Origin of the sequence: Streptococcus xiaochunlingii, from assembly GCF_006385805.1 — a bacterium.
Classification (GTDB): domain Bacteria; phylum Bacillota; class Bacilli; order Lactobacillales; family Streptococcaceae; genus Streptococcus; species Streptococcus xiaochunlingii.
The window spans coordinates 238588-262038 of the sequence record NZ_VFSG01000001.1; the positions used below are offsets into that span (position 1 = coordinate 238588).

General features: G+C 43.0%; 24 protein-coding genes and 2 pseudogenes. 23 read left to right on the forward strand and 3 right to left on the reverse strand.

The window, feature by feature from the left end:
* Window positions 1-3 precede the first annotated feature (3 nt).
* Window positions 4-804: an alpha/beta fold hydrolase gene (locus tag FJR71_RS01260; protein WP_140813872.1), complete on the forward strand. Its 801-nt coding sequence runs from the start codon at window positions 4-6 to the stop codon at window positions 802-804.
* Window positions 805-839: 35 nt separating this feature from the next.
* On the opposite strand, the gene FJR71_RS01265 is transcribed toward FJR71_RS01260, so the two are convergent.
* Window positions 840-2156: an FAD-containing oxidoreductase gene (locus tag FJR71_RS01265; RefSeq protein ID WP_140813873.1), complete on the reverse strand. Its 1317-nt coding sequence runs from the start codon at window positions 2154-2156 to the stop codon at window positions 840-842.
* A 180-nt stretch (window positions 2157-2336) separates the two neighbouring features.
* Here FJR71_RS01265 and truB (FJR71_RS01270) point away from each other — a divergent pair.
* The 17 genes and pseudogenes from truB (FJR71_RS01270) to FJR71_RS01350 form a co-directional block, all read left to right on the forward strand.
* Window positions 2337-2498, forward strand: a pseudogene (gene truB, locus FJR71_RS01270) (tRNA pseudouridine(55) synthase TruB); the annotation flags it as partial.
* Entirely contained in the window at window positions 2482-2763 is a 282-nt protein-coding gene (locus FJR71_RS01275; RefSeq protein WP_140813874.1) for a hypothetical protein, read from the forward strand. The pseudogene truB (FJR71_RS01270) and the gene FJR71_RS01275, both read left to right, overlap by 17 nt.
* A complete protein-coding gene (locus FJR71_RS01280; protein WP_172605081.1) occupies window positions 2763-2876 on the forward strand; it encodes a DUF4176 domain-containing protein in 114 nt (37 codons plus the stop codon). Before FJR71_RS01275 ends, FJR71_RS01280 begins: the two co-directional genes overlap by 1 nt.
* A gap of 44 nt (window positions 2877-2920) precedes the next feature.
* The gene (locus tag FJR71_RS01285) at window positions 2921-3682 is read left to right on the forward strand and encodes a hypothetical protein (protein WP_140813875.1); all 762 of its coding nucleotides are present in this window, start codon (window positions 2921-2923) and stop codon (window positions 3680-3682) included.
* A 164-nt stretch (window positions 3683-3846) separates the two neighbouring features.
* The gene (truB, locus tag FJR71_RS01290) at window positions 3847-4743 is read left to right on the forward strand and encodes a tRNA pseudouridine(55) synthase TruB (protein ID WP_048689984.1); all 897 of its coding nucleotides are present in this window, start codon (window positions 3847-3849) and stop codon (window positions 4741-4743) included.
* Between the two features lie 4 nt (window positions 4744-4747).
* Window positions 4748-5665, forward strand: a complete 918-nt coding sequence (locus tag FJR71_RS01295; protein ID WP_140813876.1) for a bifunctional riboflavin kinase/FAD synthetase — start codon at window positions 4748-4750, stop codon at window positions 5663-5665.
* A gap of 127 nt (window positions 5666-5792) precedes the next feature.
* Window positions 5793-6194, forward strand: a complete 402-nt coding sequence (locus FJR71_RS01300; protein WP_040803090.1) for a Spx/MgsR family RNA polymerase-binding regulatory protein — start codon at window positions 5793-5795, stop codon at window positions 6192-6194.
* A gap of 1 nt (window position 6195) precedes the next feature.
* Window positions 6196-6474, forward strand: a complete 279-nt coding sequence (locus FJR71_RS01305) for a UPF0223 family protein (RefSeq protein WP_048689976.1) — start codon at window positions 6196-6198, stop codon at window positions 6472-6474.
* Window positions 6464-7237 carry an inositol monophosphatase family protein gene (locus FJR71_RS01310; RefSeq protein WP_125329547.1) on the forward strand — a complete coding sequence of 258 codons (774 nt, stop codon included), beginning with the start codon at window positions 6464-6466 and terminating at the stop codon, window positions 7235-7237. Before FJR71_RS01305 ends, FJR71_RS01310 begins: the two co-directional genes overlap by 11 nt.
* Complete coding sequence (locus tag FJR71_RS01315) at window positions 7234-8538, forward strand: RsmF rRNA methyltransferase first C-terminal domain-containing protein (RefSeq protein WP_125329546.1); 1305 nt, start codon at window positions 7234-7236, stop codon at window positions 8536-8538. The genes FJR71_RS01310 and FJR71_RS01315 overlap by 4 nt, the downstream gene beginning before the upstream one ends.
* 129 nt (window positions 8539-8667) lie before the next feature.
* The gene (locus FJR71_RS01320; RefSeq protein ID WP_140813877.1) at window positions 8668-9534 is read left to right on the forward strand and encodes a phosphate ABC transporter substrate-binding protein PstS family protein; all 867 of its coding nucleotides are present in this window, start codon (window positions 8668-8670) and stop codon (window positions 9532-9534) included.
* A gap of 17 nt (window positions 9535-9551) precedes the next feature.
* The gene (gene pstC / locus FJR71_RS01325) at window positions 9552-10463 is read left to right on the forward strand and encodes a phosphate ABC transporter permease subunit PstC (protein ID WP_140813878.1); all 912 of its coding nucleotides are present in this window, start codon (window positions 9552-9554) and stop codon (window positions 10461-10463) included.
* Window positions 10453-11337, forward strand: a complete 885-nt coding sequence (gene pstA / locus FJR71_RS01330) for a phosphate ABC transporter permease PstA (protein ID WP_140813879.1) — start codon at window positions 10453-10455, stop codon at window positions 11335-11337. The genes pstC and pstA overlap by 11 nt, the downstream gene beginning before the upstream one ends.
* 11 nt (window positions 11338-11348) lie before the next feature.
* Window positions 11349-12152: a phosphate ABC transporter ATP-binding protein PstB gene (gene pstB / locus FJR71_RS01335; RefSeq protein ID WP_048689960.1), complete on the forward strand. Its 804-nt coding sequence runs from the start codon at window positions 11349-11351 to the stop codon at window positions 12150-12152.
* Between the two features lie 36 nt (window positions 12153-12188).
* Window positions 12189-12947, forward strand: a pseudogene (gene pstB / locus FJR71_RS01340) (phosphate ABC transporter ATP-binding protein PstB).
* 14 nt (window positions 12948-12961) lie between these two features.
* Window positions 12962-13615 (forward strand): phosphate signaling complex protein PhoU, encoded by a 654-nt coding sequence (phoU, locus tag FJR71_RS01345; RefSeq protein ID WP_006596567.1) that lies wholly within the window; start codon window positions 12962-12964, stop codon window positions 13613-13615.
* A 131-nt stretch (window positions 13616-13746) separates the two neighbouring features.
* Window positions 13747-16290 carry a M1 family metallopeptidase gene (locus FJR71_RS01350; RefSeq protein ID WP_140814433.1) on the forward strand — a complete coding sequence of 848 codons (2544 nt, stop codon included), beginning with the start codon at window positions 13747-13749 and terminating at the stop codon, window positions 16288-16290.
* 56 nt (window positions 16291-16346) lie between these two features.
* Here FJR71_RS01350 and FJR71_RS01355 read toward each other — a convergent pair whose 3' ends face one another.
* Window positions 16347-16889, reverse strand: a complete 543-nt coding sequence (locus FJR71_RS01355) for a biotin transporter BioY (RefSeq protein ID WP_140813880.1) — start codon at window positions 16887-16889, stop codon at window positions 16347-16349.
* Between the two features lie 205 nt (window positions 16890-17094).
* Here FJR71_RS01355 and FJR71_RS01360 point away from each other — a divergent pair, with 205 nt between their 5' ends.
* From FJR71_RS01360 to FJR71_RS01380, 5 genes are all read left to right on the forward strand, one after another.
* Window positions 17095-17685: a hypothetical protein gene (locus FJR71_RS01360; protein WP_023022846.1), complete on the forward strand. Its 591-nt coding sequence runs from the start codon at window positions 17095-17097 to the stop codon at window positions 17683-17685.
* A gap of 113 nt (window positions 17686-17798) precedes the next feature.
* Window positions 17799-18473, forward strand: a complete 675-nt coding sequence (locus FJR71_RS01365; RefSeq protein WP_006596563.1) for a response regulator transcription factor — start codon at window positions 17799-17801, stop codon at window positions 18471-18473.
* On the forward strand, window positions 18463-19836 hold the full coding sequence (locus tag FJR71_RS01370) for a sensor histidine kinase (RefSeq protein ID WP_140813881.1): 1374 nt from the start codon (window positions 18463-18465) through the stop codon (window positions 19834-19836). Before FJR71_RS01365 ends, FJR71_RS01370 begins: the two co-directional genes overlap by 11 nt.
* A 250-nt stretch (window positions 19837-20086) precedes the next feature.
* Complete coding sequence (gene gloA / locus FJR71_RS01375) at window positions 20087-20473, forward strand: lactoylglutathione lyase (protein WP_023022851.1); 387 nt, start codon at window positions 20087-20089, stop codon at window positions 20471-20473.
* A gap of 209 nt (window positions 20474-20682) precedes the next feature.
* Window positions 20683-22053 carry a polysaccharide deacetylase family protein gene (locus tag FJR71_RS01380; protein WP_246040085.1) on the forward strand — a complete coding sequence of 457 codons (1371 nt, stop codon included), beginning with the start codon at window positions 20683-20685 and terminating at the stop codon, window positions 22051-22053.
* A gap of 308 nt (window positions 22054-22361) precedes the next feature.
* Here the strand turns inward: FJR71_RS01380 and FJR71_RS01385 are convergent, their stop codons facing one another.
* Window positions 22362-23450: a DEAD/DEAH box helicase gene (locus FJR71_RS01385; RefSeq protein ID WP_140813883.1), complete on the reverse strand. Its 1089-nt coding sequence runs from the start codon at window positions 23448-23450 to the stop codon at window positions 22362-22364.
* Between the last annotated feature and the right edge of the window lies 1 nt (window position 23451).

Consider the following 23451-nt stretch of genomic DNA (forward strand, 5'->3'; position numbering starts at 1 on the left):
TCTTTGTATTCAGCTAAGAACGCTACCTTGTCCATGAATGAGAAAACCATGGACTATGTGACCTTTGGTAAAGGAAAGAAGCCTCTCGTTATCATACCAGGCTTGGGGGATGGGGTGCAGACGGTTAAAGGTATGGCTATGCCTTTTTCAATCACATACCGTATACTTGCCAAACGTTACAAAATTTATGTTTTTTCTCGAATCAATGAGTTGAGGCAGGGCTATACGACACGAGATATGGCAGCAGATGTAGCAGAAGCAATGGAGACACTAAACCTAGATGCCGCCTATGTTATGGGGATTTCACAAGGTGGAATGATTGCTCAATGGCTAGCTGTAGATTTTCCAGAAAGGGTTCAAAGGCTCATCCTAGCTGTGACAACAGCGAAGCCTAGTCAACTTGCTAGAGAGCGAATTGAGCATTGGCAAAAGCTTAGTCAATCTGGAACTTTTAGAGACCTCATGCTGGATATCGCAAAGCACTCCTATACGGAAAAGAGCTACCAAAAGTGGCGCTTTCTTTCTAACATTATGGGGCGCTTGGGACGAATCAAAGATGAGAAACGAATTGCCATTCAGTCTCAGTCTTGCCTTACTCATGATAGCCTTGAGGTCTTAAAAGAAATTCAATGTCCGACTTTGGTTCTTGGTGCCCTCGAAGATGATGTGATTGGTGTGGATGGATCCAAGGAACTGGCAAAAGCGATTTCGGGTTGTCAGCTCCTTATTCTTAAGCATTCAGGTCATGCTCTGTATGAAGAAAATAAAGCATTTCAAGAGGCTGTCTGTGAATTCTTAAACTAAAAAAAGCTGGAATATTTCCAGCTTTTTTATGTTAGTTAAATCGCAAAGAGGTCGTTTAGGTTTTCTGCCATGGTTGGGTGGGTAAAGATTTGTTTTGCGATGTAAGTGTAAGGGATCTTGTTGTCCATGGCCATGGTGATCAGGTTGATGAGTTCACCTGCGGCTTCTCCAAAGAGAGTTGCTCCAAGGATTTCTTTGGTTTCTGGGTTGACCACAGCTTTGAAAGCACCTCGAAGGTCTGCATTGACATGGCCACGTGGCATGGCAGCAACTGGCAATTCTTTGACAGCCACTGGAAGTCCTTTGTCGCGTGCTTCTTGCTCAGTCAAGCCGACTTGGGCCAATGGAGGAGCAATGAAGAGTGTTGTCGCATAGTTTCCACGTGTTTCGAGATTGTAGCTACCATCACCTGTAAGGTAGTTGAAGACAATGCGGAAGTCATCGAGTGACATGTAAGTGAACTGAGGCCCACCATTGACATCCCCAACTGCAAAGACACCAGGGACGCTGGTTTCCAAATGACGGTTGACTTGAATCGCTCCACGATCAGTGACTTGGATATCTGTGTTTTCAAGACCAAGTCCAGCTGTATTTGGCTTGCGTCCGGTTGCGTAGAGGAGGATATCGAACTCGAAGTCTCCTTTATCGGTTACAAGGGTTAAACTAGCTTCACCATCTTTGATTTCTTGGGTATGAACGCCTTGCAAGAATTGAATGCCATCTTCTTCAAGGTAGCTTTTTGCAAGAGTTGCGATGCTTGGCTCAATCCGTGGCAAGAACGCTTCAGAAGCATCCAGTACTGTTACTTGGCTACCCAAGGTATTGTAGAGGTGGGCAAATTCCAATCCGATTGGTCCACCACCAAGGACGCCCAGGCGTTTAGGTAGGTTTTCCAAACGTTGAATACCGGTTGAATCTACAGCAAATTTGCTTTCAGCCAGTCCTGGGATTGGAAGGATAGTTGGCACCGCACCAGTATTAATAATAATGGTTTCAGCAGTCAATTCTTCCTTTTCATCTCCAGCTTGAATTTCGATGACCTTGTTGGAAAGGAAACGAGCTGTCGCATCGATAATGTCTACACCAGTTCCTGCAATAGTTGCGTAGTTCTTGCCGTTGAGACGAGTGGTGACTGCATTTTTCTCCTTCATGGCTTGCTCAAAATCCAAGCCTTTTTCTGCGGCAACAATCAAGGTCTTGGTGGGAATACAAGCGATATTGATACAAGTACCACCGTACATAGATTTGCTCTTTTCAATCAGAGCGACTTTTTTCCCTTGGCTTGATAATTTCGCTGCGAGTGTTTTACCAGCTTTACCAAATCCAATAACAATAACATCATACATTAACATATGTTACACCTTCTTTCGTCTTCTATTGTATCAAACCCATTTTAAAAAGTCTGAAATCTGCTACGGGTTTTTTTAGGAGCTCATGGGAAGGGGGAAAGAGGGACAAGAAGTCTGCTTTCATGGTATAATAAAGGGTCGGTGACCGTCATGGTCACACATGAGATAGAAAGATCAATTCAAATGGACGGAATTATTAATGTAAAAAAAGAAGCAGGCATGACTTCACATGATGTGGTCTTTAAACTGCGGAAAATCTTAGGAACCAAGAAGATTGGCCATGGAGGGACTCTGGACCCGGATGTGGTGGGGGTGCTTCCGATTGTAGTTGTCCAAGGCGCCAGATGCGAAAGACGGTAAGGCAAAACTCGTTGCTCAAGCCCATGCCATAAAAGATATTTTGTTCAATAAAGAAGTGAATGACTACTTCGACACCACTGAACCAGAAAATAGGCTAGCTCGAATCATGTTTTCTTATTACGGGGCTCTCAATGCCCAATTAAAAGGAGATGAAGCTCGTACTCGCAGTTTGTTTGAAAGCATCTCCCATGAAAATCCAGAACTCTTTTATGTTCAGGAAGCTCAGAAATATTTAGAAGGAGAAAACTGATGTCAGAACGTACTACTTTACCGATTGGGAGTGTTGTTCGGGTGAGAGAAGGTGTGGAGCCTGTCATGATTGTTAATCATTGTCCAGATACTAAAAAGCAGAGGCAAAAATGAAACTAGGACCATTTGGATTGGGCTTATCAATAGGGTGGTAAAACATGGAAATACAATTACAATTGCGTGGAAACTCAGAAGGATTTATCCTTCAGTCAAAATTACCTGATGATGAACATTGGACTGAAAGAATTGAAATCGTTCAAGAAGAGGAAGGTTACCGTCTATATGCAAAAGATGTAGAAATTCTTGTCTTGAAAAAATCAGAATTCATTTCTAAGAGGAAAAGAATAGTCGCAAGAGGGTTAAATAAGGATTTGATTTATTTTGAAGAAGAAAGATTTGAACATTTATGGGAACAAGCATACTGGCATGGAGTTTTTCAATTCAATTTAAATAACTATGAAATGAGGTGTGTAGGTTCAGGTAGTAAAGGAGATATTTTACCTGTGACAAAAGATGGCATTCCGATTGCCGTTTATGCTGCAAGTAATATTGCAATTGCTGGAAAGAGAAACTTTTCTCTCTATACTGAAAATATTGACGAAATTGACAGTTTACTGATGTTTTATATAGTTGATTATATTAGGGGATATGACTTTTTAGATATTGATTCTTTATCTGCAAGATATCGTTACTTTTATCAATTCAGTGACCGCTCAGCTCTAACGAAGGAACATTTAGATATGCTTCCAGAGGGGAGAAGACCTTCCAAGTTAGAGGCGTTTATCATTTATTTTTTATCAGCTTTGCTTGTTGTGGTTGTCAGTTTGGTATCATTACGCTCTTGGTTCTTATTATTAGTAATTCTTCTGATACATTCTATTTATAATATCATAAAGAATTGGAGAAATAGAGATGAATAGTAGGGTATTTACCTATAGATTTATTATTGATGCTACATTAAAAGGAATCTTAAAAAAGGTACCAATAGCCTAATTAAAGGCATGAGAGGATGGTTTAATGATACTGGAACGAATTAAAAAAATTTATTAACCACATGATGAGAAAGGAAAATAGAAAGCAAGACATGGACGGAATTATTAATATAAAAAAAGAAGCGGGCATGACTTCGCATGATGTGGTCTTTAAACTTCGGAAAATCTTAGGCACCAAGAAGATTGGCCATGGAGGAACTTTGGATCCGGATGTGGTGGGCGTTTTACCCATTGCTGTAGGGAAGGCGACTCGTATGGTCGAGTTCATGCAGGATGAGGGCAAGGTCTACGAGGGGGAAATCACTCTGGGATATTCAACAACGACCGAGGATGCTAGTGGGGAAGTTGTCGCAGAGACTCCTGTTTTGTCTCCACTGGATGAAAAGCTTGTTGATGAAGCCATTGCTAGTCTGACAGGGCCTATCACCCAGATTCCACCAATGTACTCAGCAGTCAAGGTCAATGGGCGTAAGCTCTATGAATATGCGCGTGCTGGTCAGGAGGTCGAACGTCCAGAACGTCAGGTGACCATTTATAGTTTTGAAAGAACCAGTCCCATTTGCTACGAGGATAAACTTGCGCGTTTTACTTTCCGAGTAAAATGTAGCAAGGGAACCTATATCCGTACCTTATCGGTTGACTTGGGAGAGAAGCTTGGTTACTCCGCCCATATGTCTCATCTGACCCGAACCAGTGCTGCCGGTTTGTCACTGGATAATGCCTTGACCCTGGAAGAGCTTGCTGAAAAGGTAAGGCAAGGAGATTTGAGCTTCCTTCATCCACTTGAGATTGGTACCGGGGATCTGGAAAAAGTAGAGCTGACAGTTGAAGAGGTTGGCGAAGTCCAAGTGGGACGCTTTATTCCAGTTGAGAGCGAAGCCAGAGAGTTAGCTGCTTTTTACCAAGAGAAGTTGGTAGCCATTTTGGAAAAAAGGGAAGAACTTTACAAACCTCGCAAGGTTTTTCTGACAGAAAGTGTGTTACAATAAATTTATGAACATTTGTTATGTATCTAGTGAAAAAGAAATAAAAGCTCAAGCAGATACTGTTCTTGTCTTGGGCTATTTTGACGGTCTTCATCGAGGGCATCAGGAGCTCTTTCGGACAGCCCGCACTATTGCCGATGAGCAAGGACTTCGAGTAGCTCTTTTGACCTTTCCAGAATCTCCCAAATTGGCTTTTGCCCGTTACCAACCAGAATTACTCCTCCACCTCCAAAATCCAGAGGAGCGTTTTAAACGAATGGAAGAACTTGGAGTCGATGATCTTTATCTCATTGATTTCACCAGTGATTTTGCGGCTCATACGGCTGAAGAATTCGTTACTACCTACCTAACAAGACTTCGAGCTCGTGTCTTAGTGGCAGGCTTTGATTATAGCTTTGGTAGCGATAAGAAAGTAGCTAGTGATTTGGGAACCTATTTTAAAGGCCAAGTCATCGTAGTTCCACCTGTCCTAGACCAGGGCGAAAAAATCAGCTCGACCCGTATTCGCCAGGCCATTGCCTCTGGCCAAGTGAAAGAAGCAACCAATCTTTTGGGGTATCCCTTATCTAGCCGTGGCATCGTAGTTCATGGAGATGCAAGGGGGCGAACTATTGGTTTTCCAACAGCCAATCTGGCACCTATCGATCGGACCCATCTCCCTCAAGATGGTGTTTATGTCGTCGAAGTAGAAGTGCTAGGGAAACGTCACCGTGGGATGGCCTCTGTAGGAAAAAACTCGACCTTTGATGGGACGGAACTGCGCTTTGAAGCCAATATCTTTGATTTTTCAAAAGATATTTATGGGCACACCATTCGGATTTTTTGGTTAGACAAGATTCGAGAAATGGTCAAATTTGATAGTGTAGAAGCTCTTGTGGAGCAACTGCGCCAGGATGAAATCATGGCTCGTAAATGGACAAATTAATTTTTGTTAGAAATTCTCCCTTAAGGGGAGAATTTTCTTTGTCTAAATTAAAAAATCACTATGCAAGCATGGAATAATTTTGTATAATAGAGTCAGCTAAGTGTGTCCAAAAAAAGAAGAGAAGAACATGATTACATTATTTTTGTCTCCGAGTTGTACATCCTGTCGGAAGGCCAGGGCTTGGTTAGAAAAACATGAGGTTCCTTTTAAGGAACACAATATTATGACGAGTCCTCTAACAACTGAGGAGTTGCGTAATATTTTAGCTCTAACTGAGAACGGTACAGACGATATTATTTCAACTCGTTCTAAAATTTTTCAGAAGTTAAATGTTGATGTAGAGGATTTATCGATTTCTGCTTTAATCAAGTTGATTGAGGAGAATCCTAGTCTTTTGCGTCGCCCAATTATTCTAGACAAGAAACGGATGCAAATTGGTTTTAATGAGGATGAAATTCGCGCATTTCTCCCTCGAGGATATCGTAAGGAAGAGTTAAGATCTGCTACATTAAGAGCGGAGATCCATTAATATGAATAAAAATTATAGTTACCCACTCGATTTATCGTGGAGCACTGAAGAGCTTGCTTCGGTGCTTTCTTTTTTTAATCAGGTTGAACAAGCCTATGAACAAAAGGCAGATGCTCGTATCTACCTAGAAGCCTATAAGGCCTTTAAGAAAGTTGTCCCAAGTATTGGCGAAGAAAAGCGTCTGGGAAAGGAGTTTGAAGAGGTCAGTGGCTACTCACTTTACCGCGCAACCAAAGCCGCGAAAGAAAAAGGGGAAGGATGGTTTTCGATTGATCAATAAATTAGAATTTGCTAAGACCATTGTCAAAGAAGCAGGAAGCTATCTAAGAGAACACTTACATGACCAGCTAGCGATTACTGTCAAAACAAATCCGACGGATTTGGTGACTCAGATGGATCAGGAAGTGCAAGCAACCCTGGTCCGTAAGATTTTGGAAGCTTATCCAGAAGATCAAATTTTTGCTGAAGAAGATGAACTTCGTGCTCCTATTCACTCCGGTAAGGTTTGGGTGATTGATCCCATTGATGGGACCAATAATTTTGTGACCCAAAAAGAAGATTTTGCTGTTATGGTTGCCTATTTTGAAGAAGGTCTTGGTCAGTTTGGCTTGATCTATGATGTCATGCGCGACCATCTCTTTTTTGGTGGAAAGGATTTTGGAGTCTTTTGCAATGACAAAGAACTAAAACCGTTTCAAAATAGGCCTATTGGGGACTTATTAGTGGCTTCTAATGTCGGCATGCTCAAGTCCAACGCTTGGGGCATGGCGGATCTGGGAGCAGAGTGCTTGGGGATTCGGGTCTACGGGAGCGCTGGTATCAGCTTTACCAAGATTCTATCTGGTGGCATTTTAGGCTACTTTAGCTATATTTGGCCATGGGACTATGCAGCAGCAGCTATTATGGGTGAGTGCCTCGGATACTCAGTCTTGACCTTGGAAGGGAAAGAACCTAGCTATGAGACCTTGGAGCCTATCATGATGGTCCCAACTTGTAAACTAGATGAGATTCAACCTTTTTTGACGAAAGGAAAAGACGCATGACCTTTCCTCAAGGATTTAAAGAAAAGTATACCCAACTACTTGGAGAGGAGGCTGAGGCCTTCTTTCAAACCTTTGACGAGCCGGCCGTATCTGCCTATCGGACTAATCCATTGAAGGCGGAGCAAATCAGAGGTGATGAACCTATTCCAGGCATGCCTTGGAGTTACTATGGCAAGGTATCAGGGAAATCCATTGCCCATGTCACTGGACTGGTCTATTCGCAAGAACCGGCTGCCCAAATGGTAGCCCAAGTAGCTCATCCAAAACCAGGTATGAAGGTCTTGGATCTTGCGGCAGCACCGGGTGGCAAGACGACCCACTTGCTCTCTTATTTAGACAATCAAGGACTCCTCGTTTCCAATGAAATCCACAAGGGCCGCTCTAAGATTTTGGTCGAGAATGTCGAACGCTTTGGAGCCCGTAATGTCGTGGTGACCAATGAATCAGCCGATCGCTTGGCTAAGGTTTTCCCAGCCTATTTTGATTTGATTGTTTTGGATGCTCCGTGTTCTGGTGAAGGCATGTTCCGGAAGCAGCCAGATGCTATGGACTATTGGCATCCTGATTATCCAGCCCAATGTGCTGGTCTCCAGAGAGAAATCTTAACAGATGCTATCAAGATGCTGGCACCAGGTGGACAGCTAGTTTATTCGACCTGTACCTGGGCACCGGAAGAGAATGAAGAGATTGTCTCTTGGCTCTTAGAAGAATATGAGTTGGAATTGCTACCGATTGAAAAAATCAATGGCATGGTAGAGGGGATCGGCTATCCTGAAACAGCCCGGATGTATCCCCATCGTTTCAAAGGGGAAGGGCAATTTGTTGCTAAATTCCTTTATCACGGAAAGCCTGAAGTTAAGAAGATCAAGGAAGGACGTTCCAATCTAACAGCTGAGCAGAAGAAACTGTGGCAAGCTTTTGCCAAGGATTGCTTGGCTATTGACTTGGAGGGCCTCTACCAATGTTTTGGAGACCAGCTTTATCTCTTGCCGGTTGGACTTCCTGATTTGAAAAAGGTCAAGATTGCTCGCAATGGATTGCACCTTGGAACCTTTAAGAAAAATCGCTTTGAACCTAGCTTTGCTTTGGGCCTAGCTCTGAAACCAGATCAAGTGAAGAAATCGGTCAGCTTGTCGGATCCAGACTTTATGAAGTACGTGGCTGGAGAGACTATTCAGCTAGATCAAGACTACCCAAATGGTTGGTATCAGGTCTTAGCTGGAGGAAATGGTTTAGGTTTTGCAAAAGTGACTGGACGGACCTTAAAAAATTTCTTTCCTAAAGGTTTGAGATTTAGATAAATTATTAGGAAATGCCGTCTTTCTATGTTATAGTGGAAATAGAGTGATTCTTGCTAGAATACTAGAAGATAACAAGTGTTTAGAGATAAGATTTAAACGATATTTGATTATGATTCAAGGAGACTTACATTGAATAAATGCAAAAAGCTAGTCCTTGGGCTAGCAACAGTAGCACTTGCAGCTTCTCTTTCTGCCTGTGCGTCTTGGATTGACCGTGGAGAAGCGATTACAGCTGTTGGATCAACAGCCCTACAACCGCTCGTTGAAGGGGTGGTAGATCGTTATATTGAAGAGCATCCCGGTAAGATTGTCAATGTCCAAGGGGGTGGATCTGGTACAGGTCTGTCTCAGGTCCAATCAGGAGCTGTCGACATTGGCAATAGTGACCTCTTTGCAGAGGAAAAAGATGGCATAGATGCTTCTAGCTTGGTAGACCATCAAGTGGCAGTAGCGGGAACAGCCATCATTGCCAATAAGAATATTTCTGTTGACGATTTGACAACCGAACAATTGCGTAAGATTTTTACTGGTGAATATACCAACTGGAAGCAATTGGGTGGTGAGGACCTGGAAATTACCATTGTGAACCGGGCTGTAGGATCTGGTAGCCGTGCTGTATTTGATGACATCATCATGAATGGGAAAGATCCAAAACAGGCTCAGGAACAAGATTCAAATGGAATGGTGAAAAACATTGTTTCCCAAACTCCAGGTGCCATTTCTTATTTGGCCTTTACCTACGTGGATGATAGTGTTAAAACCATGAAGTTAAATGGCTATGAACCAACTAAGGAAAACGTTGTGAACAATAACTGGCCAATCTGGTCTTACGAACATATGTATACCAAGGGAGAGCCAAGTAAATTGGCTAAGAAATTCTTGGATTATATGATGACAGATGAGGTCCAGCAGGAAATCGTTGGTAAGATGGGCTATATCCCAATCAATGATATGAAAGTCAGCCGTGATCTTGACGGTAACATTACGAAGAAATAAGAAGAATTAGGTAAAACATGAACGAAGTAGCAAAAAAAATGCTCGCAAAGTCCAATAATTCTCGGTTGGAAAAATTTGGTAAAACCATTACTTTCTGCTGTATGAGTTTGATCGTCTTTGTCGTAGCTTTGATTTTGATTTTTGTAGCCCAAAAGGGATTATCGACCTTCTTTGTCAACAAGGTCAATGTCTTTAGTTTCCTTTTCGGATCCACATGGAATCCATCAGGGAAAGAATTTGGGGCTTTGCCAATGATCTTGGGTTCCTTCATTGTAACCCTTTTGTCTGCCTTGGTGGCGACACCTTTTGCCATCGGTGCAGCAGTCTTTATGACAGAAGTTTCTCCTAAGGGAGCTCGCTTCTTGCAACCAGCCATTGAATTGTTGGTAGGAATTCCTTCTGTTGTATACGGATTTATTGGTTTGCAAGTGGTGGTTCCATTTGTCCGTTCCATCTTTGGTGGGACAGGATTTGGGATCTTGTCAGGGGTCTTTGTCCTCTTTGTCATGATTCTTCCAACTGTGACCTTTATGACAACAGACAGCTTACGGGCAGTGCCTCGTCACTATCGGGAAGCGAGTATGGCTATGGGAGCGACTCGTTGGCAAACGATTTGGCATGTCACCTTAAAAGCAGCCCGCTCAGGTATTTTTACGGCAGTTGTCTTTGGAATGGCCCGTGCCTTTGGTGAAGCCTTGGCTATTCAGATGGTGGTCGGAAATTCAGCGGTTGTTCCAACATCTTTAACAACTCCAGCTTCCACCTTGACCTCTATCTTGACCATGGGTATCGGAAATACGGTTATGGGAACTGTTAACAACAACGTTCTCTGGTCACTTGCCTTGGTGCTCTTGCTGATGAGTTTGGCATTCAACAGCGTTATCAAATTGATCACGAAAGAAAGAGGTAAGAAGAACTATGCACGCTAAAAAAATAGATAAGATAGCGACAGGGGTTCTCTATGCAATTGCTGGAATTATTGTCACTATTCTTGCTTCTTTGATTCTCTATATCCTGGTTAGAGGGTTGCCGCATGTGTCTTGGACCTTCTTGACCAGCAAATCCTCTTCTTACCAAGCAGGTGGTGGGATTGGGATTAAGCTCTATAATTCCTTCTTTCTCTTAGTCATTACCTTGATTATTTCCTTCCCACTTTCATTAGGGGCAGGGATCTACTTATCAGAGTATGCCAAGAAGGGTCCATTGACCAATTTGGTTCGGACCTGTATTGAAATCTTGTCTTCTCTACCATCGGTTGTAGTCGGTCTCTTTGGTTATTTGGTCTTTGTAGTGCAGTTCCAATATGGCTTCTCAATTATTTCTGGAGCCTTGGCCTTGACGGTCTTTAACCTGCCACAGATGACACGAAACATTGAAGATAGTTTGCAAAATGTCCACCATACACAAAGGGAAGCCGGCCTTGCGCTTGGAATTTCTCGTTGGGAAACCGTGATTCACGTGGTGGTACCTGAAGCCTTGCCAAGTATTATTACGGGTGTCGTATTAGCTTCTGGGCGGATCTTTGGGGAAGCAGCGGCCTTGATTTATACTGCTGGTCAGTCTGCCCCAGCCTTGGATTGGAGCAACTGGAACCTCTTTAGTGTCACCAGTCCGATCTCTATTTTCCGTCAAGCAGAAACACTAGCGGTCCACATTTGGAAGGTTAATAGTGAAGGAACCATTCCAGATGCGATTGAAGTATCTGCTGGATCGGCCGCAGTCTTGTTGATCTTCATTTTGATTTTCAACTTTGGAGCGCGTAAGCTTGGTACTTACCTCCATAAGAAATTAACCTCAGCATAAAAGGAGAAGAAATGTCAAAGTACAATTGGGATGAGAAACATATCATTACTTTTCCTGAAGAAAAAGTGGTCCTTTCGACCAAAGACTTGCATGTCTACTATGGTTCAAATGAATCTATCAAAGGGGTGGATATGCAATTTGAGAAGAATAAAATCACAGCTTTGATCGGTCCTTCTGGATCTGGGAAATCCACTTATCTTAGAAGTTTGAACCGGATGAACGATACCATTGATATTGCGCGTGTGACTGGTGAGATTTGGTACGAAGGGATCGATGTCAACCGACCAGATATCAATGTCTATGAAATGAGAAAGCATATCGGGATGGTCTTCCAACGACCAAATCCCTTTGCCAAGTCCATCTATCGCAATATTACCTTCCCTCACGAGCGGGCAGGTGTCAAAGACAAGAAGGTCTTGGACGAGATCGTCGAAAAATCTTTGAAGCAAGCAGCCCTCTGGGATCAGGTCAAGGATGACTTGCACAAGTCAGCATTGACCCTCTCTGGTGGTCAACAGCAACGGCTCTGTATCGCTCGAGCTATCTCCGTTAAACCAGAGATTTTGCTCATGGACGAGCCAGCTTCAGCCTTGGATCCTATCGCGACAGCTCAGTTGGAAGAAACCATGCTAGAGTTGAAGAAGGACTATACCATTATCATCGTGACCCACAGCATGCAGCAGGCTGCTCGTGCTAGCGATTATACAGGCTTCTTCTATCTAGGCGATTTGATCGAGTATGATAAAACAGCCAACATTTTCCAAAATGCAAAACTGCAATCGACCAACGATTATGTATCTGGTCACTTTGGATAGGAATTGGCAACTTAGAAACAACATAAGGATGAAAACATGACAGAACCAATTTTGCAAGTCAAGGACTTGTAGGTTTATTACAATAAGAAAAAGGCACTGAATAGTGTGTCACTGGATTTCACCCCTAAAGAAATCACGGCTTTAATCGGTCCTTCTGGATCTGGGAAGTCTACCTTGCTCAAGGCTATCAACCGGATGGGAGATTTGAACCATGAGGTGACGACGACAGGAACCGTCCTCTACAATGGTCATAATATCTATAGTCCTCGGACAGATACAGTAGAGCTTCGTAAGGAAATCGGGATGGTCTTTCAACAGCCCAACCCCTTCCCTATGTCGATCTATGACAATGTCACTTACGGACTCATGATTAATGGGGTCAAGGACAAGCAAGTCTTGGATGAAGCAGTCGAAACCTCTTTGAAAAATGCTTCTATTTGGGATGAGGTCAAGGATCGTCTCCATGATTCAGCGATTGGGCTTTCAGGGGGGCAGCAACAACGGGTTTGTGTGGCGCGTGTATTGGCAACCAGCCCTAAGATTATCCTCTTGGATGAGCCAACCTCAGCCTTGGACCCGATTTCTGCTGGAAAGATTGAAGAAACACTTTATGGCTTGAAGGACCGTTATACCATGCTCTTGGTGACGAGGTCTATGCAGCAAGCCAGTCGGATCTCGGATAAGACAGCCTTTTTCTTGGATGGGGACCTCATCGAGTATGATGACACCTCAAAAATCTTCTTGAACCCTGCTCGTAAGGAAACAGAAGATTATGTATCAGGGAAGTTTGGATAAGAAAGGGAAAGTAAATGTTACGTGTACAATTTGAAGAAGATTTAGAAAAGCTTCATAATCAGTTTTATGCCATGGGAAATGAAGTCTTGACCCAGATCAACCGCACGGTTCGAGCTTTTGTCACTCATGATCGTGATCTAGCACGTCAGGTGATCGAAGATGATGCGGAGATTAACGAATATGAAGTGAAGTTGGAGCGCAAATCCTTTGAGATGATTGCCCTTCAACAACCAGTTTCTCAGGATCTTCGGATGGTGATGACTGTCTTAAAAGCTGTATCTGACGTGGAGCGTATGGGAGACCATGCGGTATCTATCGCCCGTGCAACCATCCGTATGAAGGGAGAACTTCGTAGTAAGGTTGTAGAAGAAGAAATCAGCAAAATGGGTCGAGAAGTCAAAGACTTTGTTGAAGCAACCTTGGAGCTCTACTTAAAAGGGGATGTTGAAACGGCCTATGAAGTAGCGACTCGCGATGAAAAGATTAATGAGTATTATGATCGTATTCAAGAGCTGGCAACAGAAGAAATCAAGCATAATCCTGACTTGATCATTACTGGACGTGATTACTTCCAAGTCATCAACTACTTGGAGCGTATTGGTGATTACGCTAAAAATATCTGTGAGTGGGTTGTCTACTTCGAAACTGGAAAAATTGTGGAATTATAAGAAAAGAAAGTCTGAGGTCATGATCTCAGACTTTTGTCTTTTTGTAGATCTGGTTTTGCCCCCTCTTACCTTACAGTTAGTAGGATTTATGATAGAATAGAAGGTGAGAAAAAATGAAGAAGGAGTTACTCATGCAAGCAGTTGCACATTTTATTGATACATTTGTACCTGAGCACTATGATCTATTCTTAGATTTGAACCGCTCTAGTAAAACTTTCTCAGGGAAAGTGACCATTAGCGGAAAAGCAAAAGAGACTCGCATCTCTCTTCACCAAAAGGATTTGACCATCGAAACAGTAGAAGTAGCAGGTCAAAACCGTCCATTTACGGTGGATGATGACAATGAAGCAGTCTATGTCGAATTAGAAGGGACAGGTCAAGTAACGATTACCTTGACCTATTCAGGTAAGATCACAGACAATATGACAGGAATTTATCCTTCTTACTACACAGTAGATGGTGTGAAGAAGGAAGTGATCTCTACTCAGTTTGAGAGCCATTTTGCGCGTGAAGCCTTCCCAAGTGTGGATGAGCCAGAAGCCAAAGCGACCTTTGATTTGGCTGTGAAATTTGACCAAGAAGAGGGAGAAATCGTTCTTTCTAATATGCCAGAAATCGATGTGGAAAACCGTAAAGAAACGGGGATTTGGAAGTTTGATACGACTCCACGTATGTCTTCTTATCTCTTGGCCTTTGCGGCTGGAGACCTCCAAGGGGTGACAGCTAAGACCAAGAATGGAACCCTAGTCGGTGTTTACTCTACCAAAGCTCACCCATTAGAAAACTTGGACTTCTCATTGGATATTGCCGTTCGTGCTATTGAATTTTATGAAGACTACTATGGCGTGAAGTATCCAATCCCTCAATCTCTTCATATCGCCCTTCCAGACTTCTCTTCAGGTGCGATGGAAAACTGGGGCTTGGTAACCTACCGTGAAGTCTACCTTCTTGTTGATGAGAATTCGACTGCCCAAAGCCGTCAAACAGTAGCCTTAGTGGTGGCTCACGAGTTGGCTCACCAATGGTTCGGAAACCTCGTGACCATGAAATGGTGGGATGACCTCTGGTTGAATGAAAGCTTCGCCAATATGATGGAATATGTCAGCTTGGATGCCATCGAACCAAGCTGGAATATCTTTGAAGACTTCCAAACAACTGGTGTGCCTGCTGCCTTGAAACGCGATGCTACAGATGGCGTTCAATCCGTCCATGTGGAAGTGAAACACCCAGACGAGATCAACACCCTCTTTGACCCAGCCATCGTTTACGCTAAGGGTAGCCGTCTCATGCACATGCTTCGCCGTTGGTTAGGCGATGACGCCTTCCGTAAAGGGTTGAAGATTTACTTTGAAAAACACCAATACGGAAATACCATCGGTCGTGACCTTTGGGATGCTCTTGGGCAAGCTTCAGGTCGTGATGTCGCAGCCTTTATGGATTCTTGGTTGGAGCAACCAGGATACCCTGTTGTCTCAGCTGTTGTAGAGAACGATACCTTGATCATCCGTCAAGAGCAGTTCTTCATCGGAGAAAGAGAAGAAAAAGGCCGTAAGTGGGTTGTTCCATTGAATAGCAACTGGACAGGTATTCCAGATACCTTGGAAACTGAAGTCTTAGAAATTCCAAACTACAGTGCCTTGAAAGCAGCTAACAACGGAGCTCTTCGCTTCAATACAGAAAATACAGCTCACTATATCAGTGACTACCGTGGGGAATTGTTAGAAGACATCCTTGCTGAACTTGCTAACTTGGATAGCACTTCGAAACTACAAGTGGTTCAAGAACGCCGTCTCTTAGCGGAAAGTGGTCAAATTTCTTATGCAAGCCTCTTGCCAGTGATTGAACATTTGACAGAAGAAAGTTCCTACTTGGTCGTTTCTGCTGTTTCGAGCGTCTTGAGCGGAATCAGTCTCTTTGTGGATGAAGGAACTGAAACAGAAGTAGCCTTCCATGAGTTGTTGAAACGGATGAACCGTTACAACTTCGAACGCTTGGGACTGGAAGCTAAGCCTGGTGAAACAGAAGAAGACGAAAAAGTTCGTCAGCTAATGATTGCTAATATGATCAAGGCCAATGATGAAGCTGCACAAGCACAAGCGAGCGCTATCTTTGAAGCGCACGCAGCTGATCTAGAAAAACTTCCAGCTGCCATTCGCTTGCAAATCTTGGTCAACCAAATCAAACACCAGGAAACCAAGGCGCTTAGCCAACAATATCTGGATACCTATGTGAAGACAGTTGATGGAAACTTTAAACGCCAGTTGGCGGCTGCCCTTTCTTATACCAAGGATGAGGAAACTTTGGAAGCTCTATTGAAGGAGTGGAAGAACAAGGATGTGGTGAAACCTCAGGACTTGGCTATGAGCTGGTACTTCAATTTCTTGCACCATGACTTTACCCAAGGAAGAACCTGGACTTGGGCGCGTGAAAACTGGGATTGGATCAAGAAAGCACTCGGTGGTGATATGAGCTTTGATAAGTTTGTCATCTACCCAGCTAACTGTTTCAAGACCCGTGAACGGTTGAATGAATACAAGGCCTTCTTTGAGCCTCAATTGGATGATATGGCGATCAGCCGTAATATCAAGATGGGAATTAAAGAGATCGCGGCTCGTATCGATCTTATCGAGCGGGAGAAAGCAGCGGTTGAAACAGCCCTTCTAGCAACTAAATAAAGAAAAAAAAGCTCCTAGAGAGGAACCTACAGGTTTGTAGGCCTCTCTAAGAGTTTTTATTTTGCTTTTTTGAAATATGGGAGATGTTTGAGATTGCGATAGAGAATAACTGCGAAAACCGTTGTCAACGTGATCTTAATCAAATCTGGTAATACAAAAGGTAGGACGACCAGTTTTACGGTGAGATCCAAACTCTGGTGGGTAATGAGCATAAAACCTAAGGCACCCCCAATAAAGAGGACGACTTCCCCCAAGGCGTTAGCTAGGAAGATACGAATGGGCTGTCCCTTTTGGCCAGCGAGGCTAGAGGTAACCAAAGCACGAAGGGGAAAGAAGAAAAGGAATCCAGCAGTGGGACCGTAGAAGGAGCTGATGCCTCCGTGACCACCTGCAAAGACGGGGAGGCCAATGGCACCTAAGAGGAGGTAAATGAGAACAGAAAGGGTGGCTTCTTTTGGACGGTAGATGCTGGCGATCAATCCAATCGCTAAAGTCTGAAGCGTGATAGGAATGGGTCCAAGTAGGATTGTAAAAGGAGATAGGGCAGCAATCAGAGCTGCTCCAAGAGCAATTAATGTCATTGATTCTATTTTTTTCAAAACAGTAAACCTCGCTTTATTTTTATGGTAACTATTCTACAAAAAAGAATGCAAGCCTGTCAAGTCCTCTATTCAGCTGTGACAATTGTCTCCATCCTCATTTTAGGAAAGTTTAAGAAAAAATTTAGTCACGATTAAGGAAGAATCGGTAAACTATCCCTATCTAAACAAAGGCCTTGTTTAAATAATTTAAGGAATGGAAAGAATGCAAGCTTCGAATGAACAAAAGCAAGAAAGAACTGAAAAAATGATTGTCGTTAAGAAAAGTCCTAAGTGGTGGGCAACTGCCGCAGCAACAGGAGGACTTGTCGTAGGAATGACTGGTGGATTTGGCTTGGGAATGTTGGCGACAGCCAATACGACTCCCCAACGCCAACAAGCAGCAGTAGCTACACAAAATAGTAACCAGCCTGCCCAAAACCATCAAGGACAAAATAGCCATGGGAACGATCAAAATGGACCTTCTAACTCACAAGGTTTTGATGGCCAAAATGGTGGTCCAGGGCAAGGAGAAATGAACGGTCAACCACCTCAAGGAGGGGGCTCGCAAGGTGGTCAAGGACAAGATGGATTTGGTGGAGGACCAGGCGGTATGCCACCGCAAGATGGCCAAAACGGTGGACCAGGACAAGGAGACATGAATGGCCAACCACCACAAAATGGAGGCCCTCAAGGTCAACAAGACAAGCAACAAAATAGTAAATCGAGTAAAAAGTCCTCCAAGAAATCCTCTTCGAAAAAATCGTCTAGCAATACAAACAATTCATCAAAGGATGAGACAGGGACAGCAGGCTAAGAAAAAACTTGAAATCGCTATCTGAATGCTACTGAATGAAGCCTGGTCATGTTATAATAGAGTAGAAAATACTCATCATCCCTGAATGGAAGAATGAGAAGGAGAAAGTACACATGATTAAGATTCTATTAGTCGAAGACGACCTCGGTTTGTCTAATTCAGTATTTGATTTTTTAGATGACTTTGCAGATGTCATGCAGGTCTTTGATGGAGACGAAGGCCTTTATGAGGCTGAAAGTGGCATCTATGACCTCATTTTACTAGATCTCATGCTTCCTGAAAAAGATGGTTTCCAAGTTCTGAAAGAATTGAGAGATAAGGGTGTTTCCACTCCAGTATTGATTATGACAGCCAAAGAAAGTTTGGACGATAAGGGCCATGGGTTTGAGTTAGGGGCAGATGACTATCTGACCAAGCCATTCTACCTAGAAGAGCTCAAAATGCGGATCCAAGCATTGCTGAAGCGCTCTGGTAAGGTCAATGAAAATACCCTTTCTTATGGGAATGTAACCGTTAATCTTTCGACAAATTCTACGCTTGTTGAAGGGAAAGAAGTGGAGCTATTAGGTAAAGAATTTGATCTTTTGGTCTATTTCCTTCAAAATCAAAATGTTATCCTGCCCAAGACACAAATATTTGATCGACTTTGGGGATTTGATAGCGATACGACTATCTCGGTTGTCGAAGTGTATGTTTCTAAGATTCGTAAGAAGTTAAAAGGAACAGACTTTGCAAAAAATCTCCAAACATTGCGTAGCGTGGGGTACATTCTGAAAGATGCTCAATAAAATTAAAAAAACTGTCAATGCGGATGACTTTTCTTATTTCATCCGCTATTTCGGACTCTTTACCTTGATTTTCTCAACCATGACCTTGATTATTATTCAAGTGATGCGGTCAAGTCTGTATACAACGGTTGATGAAAATTTAAAGATGCTGAGTAAAGATCGTTATTCCATCATTAGCTTGGCCAATCGTACCGGAAATGGGATGGGAAGAGACGAACCAGATGATGACCGACCAGAAGATGATGAACCTGATCCCGAGGATGGACCTAGACCATCGGTCACTTCCAATAGTACAGCCATCCTCTTGAATGATAATTTTGAAAATGTGACGACGGACAATGGTTTTCTTGATTTAAAAACAGTGACCTTTAGTCGCAGCTATTTAAACAAGATCAAGCAGATTCAAATCACCAATCATTATAAGCAGAAGGAAAGCTACCGCGCTTATTTGGTGGATATTGATCCCGATGATTATATCGATGGGGTGAAATATGCCGTGATCATGACCAATATCAGCCAGTTGGAGCAGACCAGTGAAAAACACGAGAGCCAAATCGCCTTGGTCATGATTTGCTTCTGGGGCATTTCCCTCTTTGCAAGTATCTTCCTGGCTAAAATGAGTGTGAAACCTCTCTTAGAGAGCATGAATCGGCAGAAGGCTTTTGTCGAAAATGCTTCTCATGAATTGCGGACACCTTTAGCCGTTTTGCAAAATCGTTTGGAAACCCTGTTCCGAAAGCCAGAGGCAACAATTATGAAATCCAGTGAGAATATCGCCTCCTCTTTGGATGAGGTTCGCAATATGCGCTTACTGACGACGAATCTCTTAAACTTAGCCCGTCGGGATGATGGGATTAAACCTGAGTTTTGTGAAATCCCTCCCTCTTTTTTCGACCAAACCTTTGCCAATTATGAAATCATTGCCGAGGAAAATGATAAAATTTTCGAGTATGAGAATCATGTCGAAAGGAGTCTGGTGTCTGACAAGGTCCTACTGAAACAGCTGATGACCATTTTGTATGACAATGCCCTCAAATACACAGAGGAAGAAGGAAAGATACGGTTTGTCGCCCAATTCAAGGATCGCTATCTCTATCTTCGGGTAGAGGATAATGGACCAGGGATTGCAGACGAAGATAAAAAGCGGATATTTGATCGATTCTACCGAGTGGATAAGGCGCGGACCCGTCAAAAGGGTGGTTTTGGGTTAGGACTGTCCTTAGCCAAGCAAATCGTAGAAGCCTTTAATGGTACCATTACTGTTCGAGATAACAAGCCGAAAGGTGCTATTTTCGAGGTCAAACTAGCAACCAAGTCAGATAGTAAAAAGAAATCAAGTTCTAAATCAACGAAAAACAAGTAAGAGAGTGGGACAGAAATCGGTAATTCGTTAGAATTCGATTTCGTCGTCTCACCTCCGCATAGTTGAGTAGGGCTGTAAAAGCTGATAAAATCAGCGTAGTAGAGCCCACTCAACCACTGCGTCTTGCTCGATAATCCAAAGACAATTGAGAGGCTAGGACTTTTGTCCCAGCCTCTTTTTTCATCTATTTCAAATAATCGCTATTTTTGCCTGACTAGTGTATAATAGTAAAAAAAGAAAGAGGTGTCGTATGGCTTCAAAAATGTTACACACTTGTTTGCGAGTGGAGAATTTAGAAAAATCAATTGCCTTTTATGCAGATGCGTTTGGCTTTAAGGAATTGCGTCGCAAAGATTTTCCTGAATACAAATTTACGATTGTTTATCTTGGTTTAGAAGGGGATGACTATGAGTTGGAATTAACTTACAACTATGATCATGGTCCTTACGTCATTGGAGATGGCTTTGCCCATGTTGCCTTGAGTACGCCAGACCTTGAAGCCCTTCATGCGGAGCATAAGGAAAAAGGTTACCAAGTAACAGATCCTAAAGGCTTGCCAGGAACTCTTCCAAACTATTACTTTATTGTGGACCCAGATGGCTACAAAGTAGAAGTGATTCGTGAAAAGTCCTTATAATCAGCATCATATAACTTGTGACAAAGAGCAGATGTGACTACATCTGTTCTTTTTTTCTGCTTGAAAGTTGCCGGCTCAAAGTGACAGGAGATAGGACTGAGCTACTTTAATTCCCCTACTATATTTTAGGTTTTATTTTCTAGATTCTAGAGTTTTCTACTGTTTTTTGGTGATAAAATTGCTATAATAAGAGTATGAAGAAATCCTACTTGAAAATACTTATTCTCATCCTCCTCAACCTCCTTTTCATCGGGGGAATTTATCTTGCTTATCAGAAGATTGAGGAAGCACGCGCTATCAAAAATTATAATCAACAGTTTTCCAAAGCAATCCAGGAAGAAGAAGCAGTTGAAAAAGACAAAGATACCATTCTTCAAAAAGGAATGGTCGGTCAATCTTATGTTGCTGCCTACTACCCGAATAATAACGAAGAACCCATCGCAGTAGTCAAAGAGAGAATTTTGGCTGACGTAGGCTCTCTTCCCCAAGAAGAGAAGAAGAATCAGCAAGCAAAAGAGCTATTGTTCTATCATACCGAACGCTCAGAAGACCCATTTGTCGGGGTTCACCCTTATCAGGTGAAGAAGACCCAGTACAAGTGGAAAAACGGCAAGTTCATCAAAGATGGGATCGACAAACTTCCCCTCCTTTATCTAACGGATGAGGGGACGGTCTTCCAATTCTCCCAATTGTTTACGGATGCTGATCTAGCCAAAGAAACCCTCTTAACTGAGTTGCGCTCTCAGCTGGTTTTCCTACAGTTAGGGGAAGATCGAATTGAAGAGCTGATGCAAGCTGTCTCAGCAAGTGATATGGCAAGCTGGCAGTTCACCTACAATCAAGGGGTTCTTTCTATCACCCTTCCAGTTACTATTGAGGGCATGGAAACCTTCGATATGCCCCTTTCGAAGCTCTATGATGTGATTGATTCTGCTCGCCTGAATCCTGGAGATCGTGATGCTTATGAGGCCTACCAAACCCAACGTCACGCTAAAATGGTTGCCTTGACTTTTGATGATGGTCCAGATCCATCGACGACTCCTCAAGCCCTGGATATCCTCAACAAGTACCATGTTAAAGCGACTTTCTTTATGCTTGGGAAGAATGTCTCTGCCTATCCAGAAGTGGCTAAACGGGTCCGTCAGGAAGGACATGAAATCGGGATCCATACTTGGAACCACCCTGTCTTAACTAAGTTGCCTTTGGAGTCAGCTCAAAAAGAAATCATGGATACCAAAGAAGTGATTCAAAAGGTGACTGGAGTGCAAACGAAGATTACTCGTCCTCCTTATGGTTCGATTAATAGTGCCATTCAATATGCAGTGGATCAAGCCTTTATCATGTGGGATGTGGACACCTTGGATTGGAAGAGTCATAACACCGAAGCGATCTTAGCAGAGGTGAAAAAACAAGTCAAACCAGGATCAATTATCCTGATGCATGATATTCACCAAACTTCGATTAATGCTCTCCCAGCTGTGATCCAATACCTTCAATCGCAAGGCTACACTATCGTCACGGTTGATGAACTCTTAAACCACCAAGTGGAAAGTCATCGCCTCTATTACAATCGGAATTAAAAAAATCGTTCGTAGAAATACGAACGATTTTGAATATAGACAAACTATTGTTTTACATAAAAAAACTGGATGATTATCAAAAAATGACTTTTATTTTTTAGTCATTTAAGAATATGAATAACTTTCCGCTGTGAGAAAAGTGCCTGAAACACTATTGATTCAGGCACTCGGGAGTTTTGAGACCTTAGGCTCAAAACTAAGTCATGGAACTTCTTCGAAGTTCGCTGACGTCCGTACTCACCGAAGGAAAGTTTTAAAAATGACTTTATCTTCAATCTGAATCGTTCGTAATGTTACGAACGATTTTCTTATTCTTCCCCTATATAGAGTTGAGCTCCCTTGAGGATTAAAGGACGAACAGGGGTTAATTTTTTCAAACTTTTTAATTCTTCTGGATGGCTAACCAAGGTGATGACATAGCCTTCTTTGCCCATGCGTCCGGTACGCCCAGATCGGTGGATGTAGGTTTCGGCATCTCTTGGGACTTCATAGTTGACGACACATTCTAGTGAGTCGATATCGATTCCCCGCGCTACCAAATCTGTTGCCAGAAGGAGTGTCAGCTGATGATCCTTAAAGCGTTCCAGAATGACTTTCCGGAATTTGACGTTGACGTCACTAGCAAGTGAGACAGCGCTAACTTCTCGGTACTGGAGTTTTTCTTCAGCGCTCCCTAGGTCGGACAAGCTATTGAAGAAAACGAGGCCACGAAAGTCTTCGACATTGGAGAGTTTTCTGAGGAGTTCGACCTTTTCTCGCTTGTCCACTTCCATATAGAAGTGCTGGATATTGTCCAAGCTTTGCCCTTCTACCTGAATGGTCAGGGTATTGGGCTCGATTTGCTCTGCATCAAACTTAGTCGTTGCACTCATATAGATAAATTGATGATCTCGCGGCGCGTAGTGGCAAATCTTGTCGACAAAGTGATACTGAGAGTCGCTGAAAAGTTGGTCAAATTCGTCCAGGATGATGGTATCGACATTCATCATCTTGATTTTCTTGAGCTTGATCAACTCAAAAATACGGCCTGGAGTTCCGATGAGAATTTCGGGTCCTTTTTTGAGACGTTCGATTTGCCGTTTTTGACTAGAGCCAGAAAGGAAAAGTTGAGCACTGAGTCCAAGAGGCTCTGCCCATTGTTTAGTGACATCAAAGATTTGTCCGGCCAACTCTGTATTGGGGGAGAGGATCAGCAATTGTTGCGCTTTTTTAGGTTTTAGCTTGAGAAGACTAGGGAAGAGATAGGCCAGAGTCTTCCCAGTTCCTGTCGGGCTGACTCCAAGTACGTTCTCCCCTTGGGTGATCGGCTCAAAGAGGCGTTCTTGGATTTCAGTGAGTTGCTCAAAGCCGAGGGTTTTGAGTTGCTCTTGCCAGAGCGGTGGGAATGCTAGTGTCATA

Bases quoted from the DNA above. Each gene is read 5' to 3' on its own strand.
- FJR71_RS01265 (WP_140813873.1), bottom strand. From the start codon at position 2,156: ATGTTAATGTATGATGTTATTGTTATTGGATTTGGTAAAGCTGGTAAA.
- FJR71_RS01280 (WP_172605081.1), top strand. From the start codon at position 2,763: ATGTCAGAACGTACTACTTTACCGATTGGGAGTGTTGTTCGGGTGAGA.
- FJR71_RS01285 (WP_140813875.1), top strand. From the start codon at position 2,921: ATGGAAATACAATTACAATTGCGTGGAAACTCAGAAGGATTTATCCTT.
- truB (WP_048689984.1), top strand. From the start codon at position 3,847: ATGGACGGAATTATTAATATAAAAAAAGAAGCGGGCATGACTTCGCAT.
- FJR71_RS01295 (WP_140813876.1), top strand. From the start codon at position 4,748: ATGAACATTTGTTATGTATCTAGTGAAAAAGAAATAAAAGCTCAAGCA.
- FJR71_RS01300 (WP_040803090.1), top strand. From the start codon at position 5,793: ATGATTACATTATTTTTGTCTCCGAGTTGTACATCCTGTCGGAAGGCC.
- FJR71_RS01305 (WP_048689976.1), top strand. From the start codon at position 6,196: ATGAATAAAAATTATAGTTACCCACTCGATTTATCGTGGAGCACTGAA.
- FJR71_RS01315 (WP_125329546.1), top strand. From the start codon at position 7,234: ATGACCTTTCCTCAAGGATTTAAAGAAAAGTATACCCAACTACTTGGA.
- pstC (WP_140813878.1), top strand. From the start codon at position 9,552: ATGAACGAAGTAGCAAAAAAAATGCTCGCAAAGTCCAATAATTCTCGG.
- pstA (WP_140813879.1), top strand. From the start codon at position 10,453: ATGCACGCTAAAAAAATAGATAAGATAGCGACAGGGGTTCTCTATGCA.
- pstB (WP_048689960.1), top strand. From the start codon at position 11,349: ATGTCAAAGTACAATTGGGATGAGAAACATATCATTACTTTTCCTGAA.
- phoU (WP_006596567.1), top strand. From the start codon at position 12,962: ATGTTACGTGTACAATTTGAAGAAGATTTAGAAAAGCTTCATAATCAG.
- FJR71_RS01350 (WP_140814433.1), top strand. From the start codon at position 13,747: ATGCAAGCAGTTGCACATTTTATTGATACATTTGTACCTGAGCACTAT.
- FJR71_RS01360 (WP_023022846.1), top strand. From the start codon at position 17,095: ATGCAAGCTTCGAATGAACAAAAGCAAGAAAGAACTGAAAAAATGATT.
- FJR71_RS01365 (WP_006596563.1), top strand. From the start codon at position 17,799: ATGATTAAGATTCTATTAGTCGAAGACGACCTCGGTTTGTCTAATTCA.
- FJR71_RS01370 (WP_140813881.1), top strand. From the start codon at position 18,463: ATGCTCAATAAAATTAAAAAAACTGTCAATGCGGATGACTTTTCTTAT.
- gloA (WP_023022851.1), top strand. From the start codon at position 20,087: ATGGCTTCAAAAATGTTACACACTTGTTTGCGAGTGGAGAATTTAGAA.
- FJR71_RS01385 (WP_140813883.1), bottom strand. From the start codon at position 23,450: ATGACACTAGCATTCCCACCGCTCTGGCAAGAGCAACTCAAAACCCTC.